This is a genomic window from Adlercreutzia shanghongiae (genome assembly GCF_035830635.1).
GTDB classification, from domain to species: Bacteria; Actinomycetota; Coriobacteriia; order Coriobacteriales; family Eggerthellaceae; genus Adlercreutzia; species Adlercreutzia shanghongiae.
Window position 1 is genome coordinate 168,233 of the sequence record NZ_JAYMFI010000001.1, and the last position, 15,649, is coordinate 183,881.

Genomic DNA, 15,649 nt, shown 5'->3' on the forward strand with positions numbered 1-15,649 from the left:
CCTACTCCCCCAGGCCCGACTCGATGAGCCCGATGGCCGCGTCGAGGGCGGCCTGCTCGTCGTCGCCCTCGCAGCGCACCTCGATCTCGGTGCCGCACTTAATGCCCGAGGCCACGATGGCCATGAGGCTCTTCGCGTTCACTTCCTTGCCGTCGGCCACAATGGTGACATTCGCCGCAAAGGGCGCCATGGCCTGGGCCAGCACGCCGGCCGGGCGCATGTGCAGGCCGCTGCCGTTGGTGAGGGTGATCGTCTGGGAAACCATATCTGTGCTCCTATCTGCTTAGTCTCTTCCGTTTCGCGCGGGCGGCCGCGCACCGGCAACCGCCCGCGCCGTTTTCCCGTAATCCGCGCTTGTCCGCGCTTGCTCGCGCTAGTCCTCGCGCTTCTTCTTGAGCAGCGCCAGCATGAGCATGCCCACCACCGAGCCTGCGGCCAGGGCCACGAGGTACATGAGCGCGCCCCCGATGACCGGCACCACGAAGATGCCGCCGTGCGGGGCCATCAGCGTGCACCCGAACAACCACGACAGGCCGCCGGCCACCGCCGAGCCCACCACGCAGGACGGGATGACGCGCAGCGGGTCGGAAGCCGCGTAGGGAATGGCGCCCTCGGTGATGAAGGACAGGCCCATGATGTAGTTGACCGGGCCGTTCTTCCGCTCGTCGGCCGTCCAGCGGTTCTTGAAGAAGGTGGTGGAGAGCGCGATGGCAATCGGCGGCACCATACCGCCGATCATCACCGAGGCCATGATCTGGAAGCTGGCGTCGGTGCCGAGCGCCAGCATGCCGGTGCCGAACACGTAGGCGGCCTTGTTGAAGGGGCCGCCCATGTCGATGGCCATCATGCCGGCCAGAATCATGCCGAGCAGGATGCCGAAGTTGTTGTCGGACAGCCACGTGAGCGCATTGGACATACCGGTGTTGATCATGCCCATGAACGGGCCGACGGCGCACATGATGACGGCGATGGCACCCAGGCCCGCCAGAGGATAGATGAGAATCTGCTTGATGCCGGCCAGCGAGTCGGGCATCTTCTCGCACAGCTTCTCGATGCCGAGCATGGCATAGCCGCCCGCGAAGCCGGCGAGCAGGCCGCCGAGGAATCCCGAAGGAATGTCACCGCCCGGCAGCCCGAAGGTACTTCCCAGCGTGGCCATAAAGCCGCCGACGAAGCCCACCACCAGGCCCGGGCGGTCGGCGATGGACTGGGCGATGTAGGCCGCCAGAATGGGAACCATGAAGCTGAAGGCGAAGCCGCCGATGGTCTTGAACCAGGCGGACACCGGCGTGCCCGTGCCGAAGTCACCGTCCTGGGGCACTCCGGCGATGCCGTCGATGAGGAAGGCGAGCGCGATAAACAGGCCGCCGGACACCACGAAGGGCAGCATGTGGGACACGCCCTCCATGAGGTGCTTGTAGATCTTGCGGCCCGCAGACTCGCCGGCGACGTCCTCGGCGGCCCCGCGGGCGCCCTTCTCGGCGTGGTAGACGCCGGCCTCGCCGCTCACGATCTTGTCGATGAGCTCGTCGGGACGGTTGATGCCGTCGGCCGCCTTCACGATGACCACGAGCTTGCCATCGAAGCGGGCCATCTCCACTTCCTTGTCGGCCGCCACGATAATGCCGTCGGCCGCGGCGATCTCGGCCTTGGTGAGCCGGTTCTTCGTGCCGCCCGAGCCGTTGGTCTCGGCCTTGAGCGGAATGCCGCGGGCCTCGCCGGCCTTGGTGAGGGCCTCGGCGGCCATGTAGGTGTGGGCGATGCCCGTGGGACAGGCCGTCACGGCCAGGATGCGGTAGCCCTCGGCCGCGGCCGCGGCGGCTTCCTTCTCGGCCTTCTTCTCGGCGCGCTCGGCCTTCACCTCGTCGATGAGCAGCTCGGTGTCCTCCACCGAGCCCTCCATATCGGCGGCGGCCTCGGCCTTTACCTCATCGGCAAAGCGCTCGCGCTCCTTCGCGTCGATGATGCGCAGGAACTCCTCGGGAGTTGCGGCTTCCATGAGCTTCTGGCGGAACTCGATGTCCATGAGGATGGTCATGAGGCGCGAGAGCACCTCCAGGTGGGTGTCGCCGCCGTCATCGGGTGCAGCGATCATGAACAGCAGGCTTGAAGGGCCGTCGAAGGCGCCGTAGTCCACGCCCTCGGGGGCCGTCATGGCCGCCAGGGCCGCGCGCTTCGTGGCGTCGGTCTTCGCGTGGGGAATGGCGATGCCCTCGCCCACGGCCGTGGTGCCTTGCTGCTCGCGGGCGATGATGGCCGCCTTGTAGGCCTCCTTGTCGTTGAGATTGCCCGCGGTATCGTGCAAATCGACCAACTGCGCGATGGCAGCGGCCTTGTCGGCGGGGTGGCCGCCGATGGCAATCGCCTCCGCTTGGAGCAAATCGACAATTCTCATAGATGAACCGCACTCCTTTCCGTTGCCTGTTCGACAGAAGTCGCGGATAGCAGGTCGGCAACCTGCTCCGCCGTTGCCAGAGAAGAAGAGAACGCCGTGGCCGACCCGGTCGCCAGGCCGAGGCGCAGGGCGTAGGAGAGGTCGCCTTCGCCGGGGCAGCACGCCTCGCACCCCGGAAGGACCGCGCCGGCAAGGCCTGCCAGAAAGCCCGCCACCATGGAGTCGCCCGCGCCCACGGAGTTGACGAGCACACCAGATGGCGCGCTGCCCCGGGCCACCAGGCCGTCGGCGTCTACGAGGAGGGCCCCGTCGCCGCCGCAGCTGACGAGCACGTAGCGCGCACCACGGGCCGCCAGATCGCGGGCCGCCCCGATGACGGCCGCCTCGTCGCGGGCGTCGCAGCCGGCCAGCTCGGCCAGCTCGTGGTTGTTGGGCTTCACGAGGAAGGGCCGCGCCTCCAGGGCCGCCATGAGGGCCGCGCCCGTGGTATCCACCACGCAGCGCGCGCCGCGCTCGGCGGCCACCCGGGCCAGCTCGGCGTACAGGCCACTCTCGCAGCCCGGCGCGAGCGAGCCGGAGAGCACGAGCCAGTCGCCCTCCCCCAGCGCCGCGACGCGCTCCCGCAATTGATCAACGGCCGCGCACCCCACCTTAGGGCCGCGGCCGTTGATCTCGGTCTCTTCCAAAGCGCCCTGGATTTCTCCGCGCTTCATTTTCACGTTGATGCGGGTCTGGCCCTGGAGCAGACGCACAAAATCGCAGGGTACCCCGGCCGCTTCCACGCCTTCCACCAAGGCGGACCCCGTCGTGCCGGCGATAAAGCCCGAGGCGCGCGTCTCAAGCCCCAGACGATGGAGCATCGTGGAAACGTTCACTCCCTTCCCGCCGTAGGACAGCTCGTCGAAGACCGAGCGGTTCGTCGCCCCTTCCTGAAACGAGGGCAGGCGCATCATCCAATCGAGGGCGGGGTTGCACGTGACGGTGAAGAACATGAGATCTCCCGTGTCGCTGCCGGTATGCCAGTGCGCAGTATAGCACCGTGCTTTCCCGTTCGCTGCGTGGGAAGATAATCTTTTTTACATCGCGTCAAGGGCGCTTGCGACCGCTGCGGCAATATCCTTGCGGCCCCTAGCGGTTGTCCACTTTCTCGGGGTACAGGTCGTGCTGGGACAGGCGCGTCCAGGCCACCTCCTCCCAGCGAGTGCCGGGACGGCCGTAGTTGCAGTACGGGTCGATGGAGATGCCGCCGCGCGGGGTGAACTTGCCCCACACCTCGATGTACTTCGGGTCCATGAGCGCGACGAGGTCCTTCATGATGATGTTCATGCAGTCCTCGTGGAAGTCGCCGTGGTTGCGGAAGCTGAACAGGTACAGCTTGAGGCTCTTGCTTTCCACCATGCGCACGTCGGGCACATAGGAAATATAGACGGTGGCGAAGTCCGGCTGGCCCGTGATGGGGCACAGACTCGTGAACTCGGGGCAGTTGAACTTCACGAAGTAGTCGTTGCCCGGGTGCTTGTTCTCGAAGGTCTCCAGCACCAAGGGGTCGTAGTCGGTCGGGTAGTTCGTGCGCTGGTTGCCGAGCAGGGTCACGCCGCCCTCGCGGGTCTCGTCCTCGTCGCGCCCGGCTTGCACCGAAGCCGGCATGGCTCCCGCGTCCTCGCGAGCCAGGTGCGCCGCGATGGCGGCCATGGCCGAGGTGTCCACCGAACCCTCAGGCGCATCCGAGGTGCCTCCATCGTTACCGAACAGCGCTTCAGCCATATCCATTGGTTTCATCTCCGAATCCTTTTCTCGTTGTAGTTCATCGGAAGCGGGCTACGGGGCACTGCCCAGTCGCTCAAACAGTCCTCGCTCAGCGAGCAGCGCCCCGCATTCCTTTACGCTCAGCTCTTCTTGCTTATAGCGGGGTCTTCTGTGCCGTTGGCGGCAAAGGCGACGGCGCGATCGAGACAGGTGGCGCAGCGGCCGCAGGGGATCTCGCCCCCCTCGTAGCACGACCAGGTCAGCTCATAGGGGACGCCCAGTTCGAGGCCCTCGCGCACGATGTCGGCCTTGGACCAGGTGACAAACGGAGCTTCCAGGCGAAGCTCGCCGCCAGTACCTTCCACAATGGCGCGGTTCATGGCCTCAACAAACTCCAGCGAGCAATCAGGGTAGGCGTTGCCGACCACGTCGTCGTGATGGGCCCCGTAATAGACCGCCGAGCATCCAAGCGAGAGCGCCATAGAGGCTGCCGACGATAGAAACAAGCCGTTGCGGAAGGGCACGTAGGTGCTCACTGGGCCGCCGTCGCCCGCGGCCTGCTGCTCGGCGTAGGTAGACTCGGGAACAGCCGCATCGGAATGAGCCAAAAGCGAGCAATCGCTGTCGGCGAAGATGGCGGCCAGATCCAAGAAGCGCTGCTGCACGCCGTAGTGAGCCGCCACAGCTCGAGCGGCCTCGATCTCGCGGGCGTGACGCTGCCCGTAGCTGATGGACAGCGCGAACACATTCGCCGCGCCGTAGTCGCGCACGGCCCGGGCCAGAAGCGTGGTGGAATCCACGCCGCCCGAGCACAGCACCAGGGCTCTGTCGTTCGTCATCGTTCGTTCCTTCCAAATCCTTCGACACCGCGCCTTCGGCGCTCCGCTCGGGATGACACATAGTGCCCCTCGGGCGCTCCGCTCAGAATGACGCGCCCCTAAACCCCGCGGGTTTCGTTGGGCCAGATAACCTTATGCAGCTGCAGCTGCAAGCGAGCTCGGTCAAGCCGATGCTCGATGAGGTAGGCGGCGATCTCCGCTGGCTCGATGGTGCCCCACACCGGGCTCACGAGCACCTGGCAGCGGTCCCACAGACCGGCCTCGTTCGCGCACCGCTCCATGAAGGCCAGGTCGTCCTCGTCACCCACGACGAACTTCACGGCATCGCGGCCGTCCAAGAGATCGTAGTTCTCGCGCATCATGGCGGCCGACACGGCCTCGCCGGCCGTGGGCGTCTTCCAATCCACCGTGAAGTGCAGGCTGCCGGAAAGCCCCGCCTCGGCGCACGCCTCGCGCAGATGCGCCATGGGCGCCAGGTCGCGCGAGCCGTTCGTCTCGATCTCCACGCGCACAGGGCGCGGGTCGTCCACGGCGAGCAGCGCCTGCACCAGATCGGGCAGGTAGGGTTGCAGAAGCGGCTCGCCGCCGGTGAGCGTCACACACGACACGCCCGTCTCAGCCACCCAGGCCACCAGCTGCGGCACGCTCCACCCCTCCACTTCCACAAGGGGATGGTTCGCCCAGCGGGTATCACAGTAGGTGCACCACATGTTGCAGCCTGCGAAGCGGATGAAGGCGGCAGGACGGCCGGCAGCGAGCCCCTCCCCATTCACGGACACGAACTTCTCCGCCACGGGGAACAGCTGCGCCCGGGCCGCGATGGTGTGGCGGGCCTGATGGCGCTCGGCGTCCAGCAGGCCGTCGTTCTCTTCCTCGGGCACCATTATCGGATCCCTCTTCTCAAATTTGTCTCAATTTCCTCGATCGTAGGCAGCGTATTCCGCACATCGTCTTTCAACAGAGGTGAGAGATGGTAATCGGACACGCCCACCGGCTGTGCTGAGCTTTCTACCGCATATTGCGCAAGAACGTCGTCTTTCGTCTTGCAAATGAGCAATCCCACCGTCGGCCCATCGCCTTCCTCCCTTAACCCGTGGTTCACGGCTGTCACATAGGTGCCCAACTGCCCGATAAACGCTGGCTCAAATTCGGTTATCTTCACTTCTACTACCACGTAGCAATGAACTTTGGCGTTATAGAAAAGCAGGTCTATCCACTGCTCGGTATTTCCCACCTTTAAGCGGTATTCACGCCCCATGAAGGCAAATCCTGCGCCGAGCTCAAGCAGGAAGGCCGATATGTTGTCGACAAGCGCGTCCTTCAGCTCCCTTTCATCGTAATCCTTTTGAATAGCCAGGAAATCGAACTGATAGGGATCTCGAGTAATCTCCTGGGCGCAACGACTTTGAGGGGCAGGGAGCGTCCTTTCGAAATTGCTTATGGCCTTCCCCTGTCGCTCATAGAGCCCGCTGTCGAGATGATTCAAAAGAAGCGCGCGCGACCAGCCATTGGCAATAGTTTCCCGAACATAGAAAACTGCCTTCTTGCGGTCGCCCTTGCAGCGATCAACCAGAAGCTTGATATGGCCCCACGGCACCGAGAACAATTCTTCCCCAACTTGAGGAGGAATTACCGAGTCCGATCGAGACGAAGCGGCCCTCGCTAAAGAGCCCTTCTCGTCGTCGGCGAAAAGCTCGTAGAATCTCTTCATATAGCGAAGGTTGCCCTCGGAAAAACCCTTGGTATTGGGAATCTCGCTTCTCAGGTCGCGACTGAGCGTCGCATAGAATCCCGACCCCCAGACGCTCTCTGCGTGCAACGAGACGATATCGCGGCCGAGAGACCAATAGAACGAAAGCATCTCGCGATTTACCGCAACCGCAGCTTTAATCTGACTGCTTCGATAGCGCTGCGAAAGCTCGGAAAGCCACTGCTCGTAAGATTGTGCGCTTGGAGCCTGGTGGCGCTCGGCGTCCAGCAGGCCGTCGTTCTCCTCCTCGGACACCATGGCTTAGCGCTGCTCCCGGTAGTAGGCGCAGTTGTTCGGGGTCTCGTACACGTCCACCTGCGACACGGGCAGCCCCTGCTGGGCCAAGGCGTCGAAGAACCACTTTGCCAAGTTCTCGGCCGTGGTGCGGAAGGGCACGATGAACAGCGCGAAGCCCTCGCGTTCCAAGCACGCCAGGGTATCGGGGGCAAGGGAGCCCTCCTCAATGATGAAGTGGTGGTCGAGCTTATCGGTCAGCGCGCGCAGGGCAGCCTTGAAGTCGCCGAAGTCCACCACCATGTCCTTGCAGGTGCCCTCGGTCTGCAGGCGCTCAACCTCCAGATAGGCCACCACGCGCCAGCGGTGCCCGTGCAGGTTCTCGCACTTCCCGTGGTAATCGGTCAGAAAATGAGAGGCGTCAAACGAGCTCTCGGTCTTCAATCCGTACATATCGATTTCTCACCAATCTACGAACATTTGTATGCTATAATGCCAACTGCAGGGAGCATCAAGCCCACTGCATTCACCCCGCAACCATGCTAGCTAGGAAAGGGGGTGATGCAGATGAGCGAAATGCTGGCCTTAATCCAAGTCTTTGTTGGAGTTGCCACATTTATTGTAGCTGTTTTGACGCTACAAAAAGAGAACCCGCCGAATAACGGCGGGAACTCCAACAAAAGAGACGAGGATTAGGCACCCTCGTCGAAGGGCGTTCCGTTCGGGGCGCCCTTCTTTAGGCAAGGGGAATTATAGCACACCTAAGCCCGCTAGAACGCGGCGTCGAAGGGGTCGGTCACGATGATTTCACTTTGGCCGCGGAAAAGCTCGGTGAGCTTTTCCAGAAAGGGGGCCTGGGTGCCGTCGAGCATGCGGAAGGTGAGCAGGACGTTCTCGGCGAAGTCGCTCTCCTTCAGCTTGGCCTCGCAGGCCTCGGCGATGCGGCAGACCTGCTCGTAGAGGGCGTAGGGCGCTTCCAAGATCACATCGACGCAGACCGATACCGTGACAACGTCCGCCGCCTCGATGGCCGCCTTCGTCGCTTGCGCGTAGGCGCGCACGAGACCGCCCGTGCCCAGCAGAATACCGCCGAAGTAGCGCGTCACCACCACGGCCACATCATCCAGGCCCGCATGCTGGATGGCCTGGAGCGTGGGCATACCCGCAGTCTTGGCCGGCTCCCCGTCGTCGGTGTAGCGGATGCGGCCGCCGCGCAGCACGTAGGCGTACACGTTGTGCCGCGCCATGCGGTGGGCGGCCTTCACCTCGGCGATGAAGGCGAGGGCCTCCTCCTCGGTGGCCACCGGCGCGATACGCCCGATGAAGCGGCTCTTCTTCTCGACGATCTCCGCCTCGGCGGGGGCGGCTATGGTTCGGTACGCCGCCACTACTCCCCCAACTTCTCGGCAGCGTCGAGCCATTCCAGCTCCAGCGCCTCTATCTGATCCTGGAAGTCGGCGATCTCCTCCTGCATGGCGGTGAGCACCAGGTAGTCGGACTGGTCGGCCTCGGCCATTTCCAGCTGCTTGGCCTCGATCTTCCCCTTCAAGGTGGCGATCTTCTTCTCGTTGGAGGCCATAAGCTTGCGCAGGGCGCGCTGCTCGCCGCCGGAGAGGGCGGGGGCGACGGCCGGGGGATCCTTCGACTCGCTGCGCTCGCTCAGGATGACATCGGAGGTGACGCTCGCCGCGACGCCGGAGGCGGCGCCCTTCGCACCCCTGGTGCTCTTCGCAGCGCCACGGGCGGCCTCGGCGGCGCGCTCGGCCTCCTCGGCGAGCTTCAGGTACTCGTCAACGCCCCCGGGCAGGTGGCGCACCTTGCCGTTCACAAGGGCGAACTGGTGGTCGGTCACGCGCTCCATGAGGTAGCGGTCGTGGGTGACAAGCAATAGCGTGCCGGGCCAGCCATCCAACAGGCTTTCCACAGCGGCCAGCATGTCGGTGTCCAGGTCGTTACCGGGCTCGTCCAAGATGAGCACGTTGGGCTCGTCCAGCAAAATGAGCATGAGCGCGAGCCGGCGCTTCTGGCCGCCGGACAGATCGCACACCGGCTCGTTCTGGTCGTCCTTGGTGAAACCGAGTCGTTCCAGCAGCTGCCCGGGCGTCATCTCCTTGCCGTCGAGCATGGTGCGGCGCGAGTAGCGGCCGATAACCTGGCGCACACGGTCGTCACCCAGCTTCGTCAGCTCGTCCAGATGCTGCGAGAGCACCGCGAAGCGCACGGTCTGGCCGATCTTCACCCGGCCGCGATCGAGCGGCTGAAGCCCCTGGATGATGCGCAGCAGCGTCGTCTTGCCGATGCCGTTGGCGCCCACGATGCCGTAGCGGTCGCCCGGGCCGATGATCCAGTCCACGTTGTCCAAGATGACGCGGTCGCCGAAGGAGAGCGAGGCGTCCTGCAGCTCCACCACGGTCTTGCCGAGGCGCGCCATGGCCATGCGCTTGAGCTCCAGCTCGTCGCGCAGGGGCGGCATGTCGGCGATGAGCGCCTGGGCTGCGGCCACGTGGAACTTGGGCTTGGTGGCCCGGGCGCGGGCGCCGCGGGAGAGCCATGCCAGCTCGCGGCGCAGGGCGTTCTGGCGCTTCTGCTCGGCGAGCGCGGCCAGGCGGTCGCGTTCTACGCGCTGCATGATATAAGCCGAGAACCCGCCCTCGAAGGGCCAGACCCGCTGGCCGTGCACCTCCCACATGGCCTCGCACACCTCGTCGAGGAACCAGCGGTCGTGGGTCACCACGAGCAGGGCGCCCGCACCGGGACGCCAGCGCGTCTTCAGGTGGTCGGCGAGCCACGCGATGGCCTTCACGTCCAGGTGGTTGGTGGGCTCGTCCAGCATGAGCACGTCCCAATCGCCGATGAGCAGGCGTGCCAGATCGACCCGTCGGCGCTGACCGCCCGAGAGCGTGCCCACCGGACCCTCCCAATCCACATCGCCCAGAAGCCCCGCGATGATGGAGCGGATGCGCGGGCTTCCGGCCCACTCGTACTCGGGCATGTCGCCCACCACGGCGCGCTCCACCGTATCCTCGTCGCGCAAATCGTCGGTCTGGCCGAGCACGCCCACCGTCACGCCACGCGTGCGGATGACGCGCCCGTCGTCCACCTCCACCTCGCCGGCAAGCACCCGCAGAAGCGTTGATTTGCCGTCGCCGTTCTTGCCCACGATGCCGATGCGGGCACCCTCGTCCACACCGAGGGACAGGTCGTCGAACACCGTCTTAGTGGGGAATTCCACCCGCACCTTCTCGCAACCGAGGAGAAATGCCACAAGGGCCGCCTTTCACTTGCTTTTGCTCTGGAAGCAGATTATACGCTAGCGAATTTTCCAGACCGCCGTGACGAGCACCACGACCGAGAAGAGCGTCGAGAGCCCGAAGGCCAGCTGGTAGGGCAGCGCGGCGGCGGTGGCGCCGGCATCGGCCGGATCGGCTCCGGCAAAGGCGAGGCCCGCCACCGTGATGATCATCATCATGAGCGCGGTGCCGAACGACGCGCAGGCCTGGCGCACCGTGGCGAAAAACGCGCTGCCGTCCATGACGATGACGTGCGGAAGGCCGGCCAGGCCGTAGGAGTTCAACGGGCCCACCAGGCCGCTCACGCCCACGGCGCGCACTCCTTGCAGCAGTGTGAGCACCCACAGCGGCGTACCCGGGCCCACGAACATGAACGAAGCAGCGCCCACGGTGAGGAAGACTGCCGAGGCAATGCACACGGCCCGGGCGCCCACCTTGTCCACCAACACGCCGGCCAGCGGGTTCACGAACAGCGCCACCGCCGTTGCCGGAATGAAGGCGATGCCGGCATCCAGAGGCGTCATGTTGCAGGGGCCCTGGATGAACAGCGGCAGAATGAGCGTGATGCCCATAAACGAGGCGAACAGGCAGTTCTGCGCCACAAAGCCGGCCCGGTAGTGGCGCGATTGGAAGATATCGAGGCAGATGAGAGGATTGGCAATCACGCGCTGGCGCCGGATGAACACCACGATGAACGCCGCACCGAGCAGCACGGGCACCCACACCTGGGGCGATGCGAAGGGCATGGTGGCCGCATTCGACACGCCGAGCAGAAAGCCCCCGAAGCCCAAGGTGGACTGCACGAAGGAGGGCATGTCGAACACGGCGCGCGACTCATGGTCGCCGCGGCTCTTCACCAGGGCGGCCGTGGCCACTCCGAGCAACACGAGCAGCCCCACCAAGATGAGGTAGAAGCTGCGCCAGCCCCACGTGCCGGCCAGCGCGCCGCCGATGAGCGGACCGATATTGGGTGCAAACCCCATGGCGATGCCGCCGATGCCCATGGCCGTGCCCGTGCGCTCGCGCGGGAAGCGCGTCATGGCCACCGTCTGCACGAGCGGCAGCGTGACACCCGTGGCAATGGCCTGCAACACGCGGGCCGCAATCAGCATGGGAAAGCTCAGCGAGAAGAAGCCCACGGCCGAGCCGGCCAGGTAGAAGCCGAGGGCCAGAAACACCAGCCGCTTGAGCGAGAAGCGCTTCGAGAGATAGGTGACCACCGGCACCGTGATGCCCATGACGAGCATGTACACGGTGGTGACCCACTGGCCCACTGCCGCGTCGATGGCGAAATCGGCGCACACTTGCGCGAGCATGGAGTTCATCACCGTCTGGGTGAGCGAGCCTAAGGCGCAGGTGATGACGACGATGGCGAACAGGGCGTAGGTATGGCCCTTTTCAGTAAGATGCATGGAAACCTCCGTACCTTCCTCGAGTCTGACGGCGTTCGAGATTTCGCTCGGGCGCCTCAGGACGGCACGTGGCTACAAAACGAACGGAAGGGCGCACGCGGCGCCCTTCCCCATTATAGCGTTATTGTCGCGCCTCGCCTCAGTTGAAACGCTGCTGGGTTTTCTCCAGGCCGTTGTCTATGAGGTACGTCACCGCGCTCGCCCCCTCGGCCACGGCGTGCTCGAAGGCCTCGGCGTCGTCCTTGCGCGGTTGCGAGAGCACCCAGTCCACCACCGGCTTGCGCCCCGGCGGCCGCCCGATGCCGATGCGCACGCGATACCAATCGCGGGTGCCCAGCTTGTCGCAGATGGAGCGCAGCCCGTTGTGGCCGGCATGCCCTCCGCCGAACTTCACGCGGATGGTACCCGGGTCGATGTCCAGCTCGTCGTGGATGACGATAAGGTGATCAGGATCCACCCCGTAGGTCTTCATGAGCGTCTTCACCGGACCGCCCGAGGTGTTCATGTAGCTCTGGGGCTTGGCGAGCACCACTTCTTCCCCACGCCACGTGCCCCTAGCCGTGAGCGCCCCGCCCTCGGTCTTCCAGTAGCGGCAGCCCAGCTCCTCGGCCAGCGCATCCACCGTGTCGAACCCGGCGTTGTGCCGCGTATGCTCATATTCTGCGCCCGGATTCCCCAGGCCCGCGATTAAATACACGTTCCCGCTCTTTTCATCAAACTTGTATGGGAGAGAAGGCCCGAGATTCGGGGCGAGGGTCCGCGCGGAGTTCCGCAGCGAACGGAAATGCCCAGTGGGCATTTCCGCCGAGCGAGGACCGTCTGAGCACGGCGCCCTTGCCCCGAAGCTCGGGCCGGACAGCCTGAAAAGGGCTACTCGAACAGCTTCCCGATAGAGCCGTTGTTGTACACCACGTCGATGGTCTGCGCGAACAAGGGAGCGATGGACAGCACCTTGATCTTGCCCGTCTGGCGCGCCAGCGGCACCGGCACGGCGTTGGTGACCACCACTTCCTCGATGGGCGAATTCTCCAGGCGCTCATAGGCCGGCCCGGAGAACAGGCCGTGGGTGGCGCAAGCGTACACCTCGGCGGCGCCCTTCGCCTTCAGCGTCTGGGCGGCGGCCACGAGCGAGCCGGCGGTGTCGATCATGTCGTCGTTCAGGATGCAGATCTTGTCGGTCACGTCGCCGATGAGCGCGGTGATCTCGGCCTGGTTGTGCTTGGGACGGTCCTTGTGCATGATGGCCAGATCGCAGTCGAGCGCCGTGGAGAACTTCTTCGCGGCCTTCGCGCGGCCCACATCGGGCGACACCACGCACAAGCGCTCGGGGTCGAGCCCCTTGTTGCGGAAGTAGTCCACAAAGATGGGCATGGCGGTCATGTGGTTCACCGGGATGTCGAAGAAGCCCTGGATGGCGTCCTGGTGCAAGTCCACCGTGATGACGTTGTCGACGCCCGAGACGGTGAGCAGATCGGCCACGAGCTTGGCCGTGATGGGCTCACGCGGAGCGGCCTTGCGGTCCTGGCGGGCGTAGCCGTAATGGGCCACCACCGCCGAGATGGAGCGGGCGGACGCGCGCTTGGCGGCGTCGGCCATGATGAGCAGCTCCATGAGCGCGTCGTTCACGTCGAAGCCCTCGCTGGCGCATACCGACTGGATGAGGAACACATCCGCGCCGCGGATGGACTCCTGATAGCGGGCGTAGATCTCGCCGTTGGCGAACTTCTCGTGCTTGATGTTGCCGAGGTTCACGTTGAGGTTCTTCGCAATCTCCTCGGCCAGCTCCGGATTCACCGAGCCGGAGAACACGGCCATGCGCTTGGTCATCTCGGTCATGGATGTTCGTCCCTTCTGCGACAAGTTCCGATTGATGGGGCTATTGTAGTACGCGGCGCAGCCGGCGCGGATGGCGACAGGCCGCTCTGCGCTATTTCTTCTTCTCGACGGGATGGGCCGCCACCCAGCCGGCGATCTCGGACTGCTTGGCGCGGCCGAGGGCGAGCGCGCCGGCCGCCACGTCCTTGGTGATGGTGGAGCCGGCGCCGACGAGCGCGCCCGCGCCGATGGTCACGGGGGCCACCATCATGGTGTCGGATCCGATGAAGGCGCCGTCCTCGATGACGGTGGCGTGCTTGTTCGCGCCATCGTAGTTGCAGGTGATGGAGCCGGCGCCGATGTTCACGCCCTCGCCGATGGTGGTGTCGCCGATGTAGGAGAGGTGCGGCACCTTCGAGCCCTTGCCCACTGTGGACTTCTTGATCTCCACGTGGGTGCCGGCCTTGGCGCCCTCGCACAGATGGGCCGCCGGGCGCAGGTAGGCGCGCGGGCCGCAGGTGGCGCCGTCGTCGATGCGCGCCTGCACGGCCACGGTCTCGTCCACGGTGCAGCCGCAGCCGACCTGCGTGTCGGTCAGGCGCGTGTTGGGGCCGATGACGCTGTCCTCGCCGATGGAGGTGGCGCCCATGAGCATGACAGCGGGCAGAAGCTCCACGTCGGGCTCGATTTCCACCTCGGGGCCGATGAAGGTGGTGGCCGGATCCCACATGGTGACGCCGGCGGCCATGTGCGCGTCGTTGATGCGGCGCTGCATGACGGCCGTGGCGTCGGCCAGCTGGCGGCGCGAGTTCACGCCGAGGCACTGCTCGGGATCGGCCGTCTTGTAGGCCAGCACGGGACGGCCCGCCGCACGGCTGATGGCGAGCACGTCGGTGAGGTAGAACTCGCCCTGGGCGTTGTCGGAGCCCACCTGCTCCAAAGCCTCGAAGAGCGCCTTGGCGTCGAAGCAGTAGACGCCGGAGTTGCACTCGGTGATGGCGGCCTCCTCGGGGCTCGCGTCCTTCTGCTCCACGATGCGGGCCACCTCCCCGGCGCCGTCGCGCACGATGCGGCCGTAGCCGAAGGGGTTCTCAAGCTCCATGGTGAGCACGATGACCGCGGCGTTGTGCTCCTCGCGCAGGGCGGCCATCTGGCGGATGGTCTCGGGCTCGATGAGCGGCGAGTCGCCGGAGAGCACCACCACCGCGCCGTCGAAGCCGGCCAGCGCGTCCTTGGCGGCGAGCACCGCATCGGCCGTGCCGCGCTGCTCGGTCTGGACGGCCACCTCGGTGTCGCCCTCCACCAGGGGGATGACCTGGTCGCGCATGTGCCCCACCACGGTGACCACCTTGTCGGCGCCGGCGGCCTTCGCGGCCTCCACCACCCACCGCACGAGCGGGCGGCCGAGCACCTCGTGAACCACCTTCGGCTTCTTCGACTTCATGCGGGTGCCGGCCCCCGCAGCCAGGATAATCGCAGCAGTTTCCATGAAACGCCCTTCTATAGCCACTTGCGCGCCCCGAGGCGCCGAATTCCAATTGGTCTAGTATAGCGCAAGGGCCGTATAATCGGGAAAGGGCGGGGCATCCCGCTTTGAACACGCAGACGGCCGCACAGCATGGGAGGGAAGTCATGGCCCAGGGTTTGGAAGATCTCAGCCGCGAAGAGCTCGAGCGGCTCGTCGTGATGACTGCGAAGGACGTTATCGCCCTCGACGGCACCTGGTTCCAGTCGCTGGAACACGCACGTGGCATGGATGCCGCCATGGAGCACGACCGCGAGGCGTGGCGACGCTTCGTGCCGAGCGAGGCACGACGGCTAGCTCAGCTGCTGGAGCTGCCCGAGCGCTGCGGGCTCGCGGGCCTGGCACGGGCGCTTCCCCTCCGCTGCACGTCGCTCGCGAACGAATGGGAGATTCGCTGGGAGGACGGCGGGAACGCGCTCGTCTTCCGCATCACCGACTGCCGCGTGCAGACAGCACGGGCGCGCAAGGGCATGGAATTCCACCCCTGCAAGAGCGTGGGCGAGCTGGAATACGCCGGCTTCGCCGCAACGCTGGACGACCGCATCCGCTGCGAGTGCGTAAGCTGCTTCCCCGACATCACCGACGGCACCTGCAACTGCGCATGGATGTTCACCCTGGCCGAATAGCCGCCCCGCCCATGAAA

At 65.3% G+C, this 15,649-nt stretch carries 16 protein-coding genes; 2 read left to right on the forward strand and 14 right to left on the reverse strand.

Features of this window, described 5'->3' with window-relative positions:
• Position 1 precedes the first annotated feature (1 nt).
• The 8 genes from VJ923_RS00755 to VJ923_RS00790 all read right to left on the reverse strand — a co-directional run bounded on the left by VJ923_RS00755 (position 2) and on the right by VJ923_RS00790 (position 7,417).
• Complete coding sequence (locus VJ923_RS00755) at positions 2-265, reverse strand: HPr family phosphocarrier protein (protein ID WP_326437511.1); 264 nt, start codon at positions 263-265, stop codon at positions 2-4.
• 108 nt (positions 266-373) lie between these two features.
• On the reverse strand, positions 374-2,395 hold the full coding sequence (locus VJ923_RS00760; RefSeq protein ID WP_326437513.1) for a PTS fructose transporter subunit IIABC: 2,022 nt from the start codon (positions 2,393-2,395) through the stop codon (positions 374-376).
• On the reverse strand, positions 2,392-3,387 hold the full coding sequence (locus VJ923_RS00765; protein ID WP_326437515.1) for a 1-phosphofructokinase family hexose kinase: 996 nt from the start codon (positions 3,385-3,387) through the stop codon (positions 2,392-2,394). Before VJ923_RS00765 ends, VJ923_RS00760 begins: the two co-directional genes overlap by 4 nt.
• Before the next feature lie 136 nt (positions 3,388-3,523).
• Positions 3,524-4,174: a preQ(1) synthase gene (gene queF / locus VJ923_RS00770; RefSeq protein ID WP_455423870.1), complete on the reverse strand. Its 651-nt coding sequence runs from the start codon at positions 4,172-4,174 to the stop codon at positions 3,524-3,526.
• Positions 4,175-4,281: 107 nt separating this feature from the next.
• The gene (queC, locus tag VJ923_RS00775) at positions 4,282-4,980 is read right to left on the reverse strand and encodes a 7-cyano-7-deazaguanine synthase QueC (protein WP_326437517.1); all 699 of its coding nucleotides are present in this window, start codon (positions 4,978-4,980) and stop codon (positions 4,282-4,284) included.
• 98 nt (positions 4,981-5,078) lie between these two features.
• On the reverse strand, positions 5,079-5,864 hold the full coding sequence (locus VJ923_RS00780) for a radical SAM protein (RefSeq protein WP_326437519.1): 786 nt from the start codon (positions 5,862-5,864) through the stop codon (positions 5,079-5,081).
• Positions 5,864-6,988, reverse strand: a complete 1,125-nt coding sequence (locus VJ923_RS00785; RefSeq protein ID WP_326437521.1) for a PDDEXK nuclease domain-containing protein — start codon at positions 6,986-6,988, stop codon at positions 5,864-5,866. The genes VJ923_RS00780 and VJ923_RS00785 overlap by 1 nt, the downstream gene beginning before the upstream one ends.
• A gap of 3 nt (positions 6,989-6,991) precedes the next feature.
• Positions 6,992-7,417, reverse strand: a complete 426-nt coding sequence (locus VJ923_RS00790) for a 6-pyruvoyl trahydropterin synthase family protein (protein WP_326437523.1) — start codon at positions 7,415-7,417, stop codon at positions 6,992-6,994.
• A gap of 114 nt (positions 7,418-7,531) precedes the next feature.
• On the opposite strand from VJ923_RS00790, the gene VJ923_RS00795 reads away from it, so the two are divergent.
• Positions 7,532-7,660: a hypothetical protein gene (locus VJ923_RS00795; protein ID WP_326437525.1), complete on the forward strand. Its 129-nt coding sequence runs from the start codon at positions 7,532-7,534 to the stop codon at positions 7,658-7,660.
• Between the two features lie 74 nt (positions 7,661-7,734).
• Here the strand turns inward: VJ923_RS00795 and VJ923_RS00800 are convergent, their stop codons facing one another.
• The 6 genes from VJ923_RS00800 to glmU form a co-directional block, all read right to left on the reverse strand.
• Positions 7,735-8,352: a YigZ family protein gene (locus VJ923_RS00800; protein WP_326437527.1), complete on the reverse strand. Its 618-nt coding sequence runs from the start codon at positions 8,350-8,352 to the stop codon at positions 7,735-7,737.
• On the reverse strand, positions 8,352-10,229 hold the full coding sequence (locus VJ923_RS00805; protein ID WP_326437529.1) for an ABC-F family ATP-binding cassette domain-containing protein: 1,878 nt from the start codon (positions 10,227-10,229) through the stop codon (positions 8,352-8,354). The genes VJ923_RS00800 and VJ923_RS00805 overlap by 1 nt, the downstream gene beginning before the upstream one ends.
• A gap of 45 nt (positions 10,230-10,274) precedes the next feature.
• Positions 10,275-11,666, reverse strand: coding sequence for an MFS transporter (locus VJ923_RS00810; protein ID WP_326437531.1), 1,392 nt, complete (start codon positions 11,664-11,666; stop codon positions 10,275-10,277).
• Positions 11,667-11,805: 139 nt separating this feature from the next.
• Positions 11,806-12,363 carry an aminoacyl-tRNA hydrolase gene (gene pth / locus VJ923_RS00815; protein ID WP_326437533.1) on the reverse strand — a complete coding sequence of 186 codons (558 nt, stop codon included), beginning with the start codon at positions 12,361-12,363 and terminating at the stop codon, positions 11,806-11,808.
• Between the two features lie 173 nt (positions 12,364-12,536).
• Entirely contained in the window at positions 12,537-13,502 is a 966-nt protein-coding gene (locus tag VJ923_RS00820; protein ID WP_326437535.1) for a ribose-phosphate diphosphokinase, read from the reverse strand.
• 91 nt (positions 13,503-13,593) lie between these two features.
• On the reverse strand, positions 13,594-14,970 hold the full coding sequence (gene glmU, locus VJ923_RS00825) for a bifunctional UDP-N-acetylglucosamine diphosphorylase/glucosamine-1-phosphate N-acetyltransferase GlmU (protein ID WP_326437538.1): 1,377 nt from the start codon (positions 14,968-14,970) through the stop codon (positions 13,594-13,596).
• 143 nt (positions 14,971-15,113) lie between these two features.
• Here glmU and VJ923_RS00830 point away from each other — a divergent pair, with 143 nt between their 5' ends.
• Positions 15,114-15,632: a DUF6125 family protein gene (locus VJ923_RS00830; protein ID WP_326437540.1), complete on the forward strand. Its 519-nt coding sequence runs from the start codon at positions 15,114-15,116 to the stop codon at positions 15,630-15,632.
• The last annotated feature ends 17 nt before the right edge of the window (positions 15,633-15,649 follow it).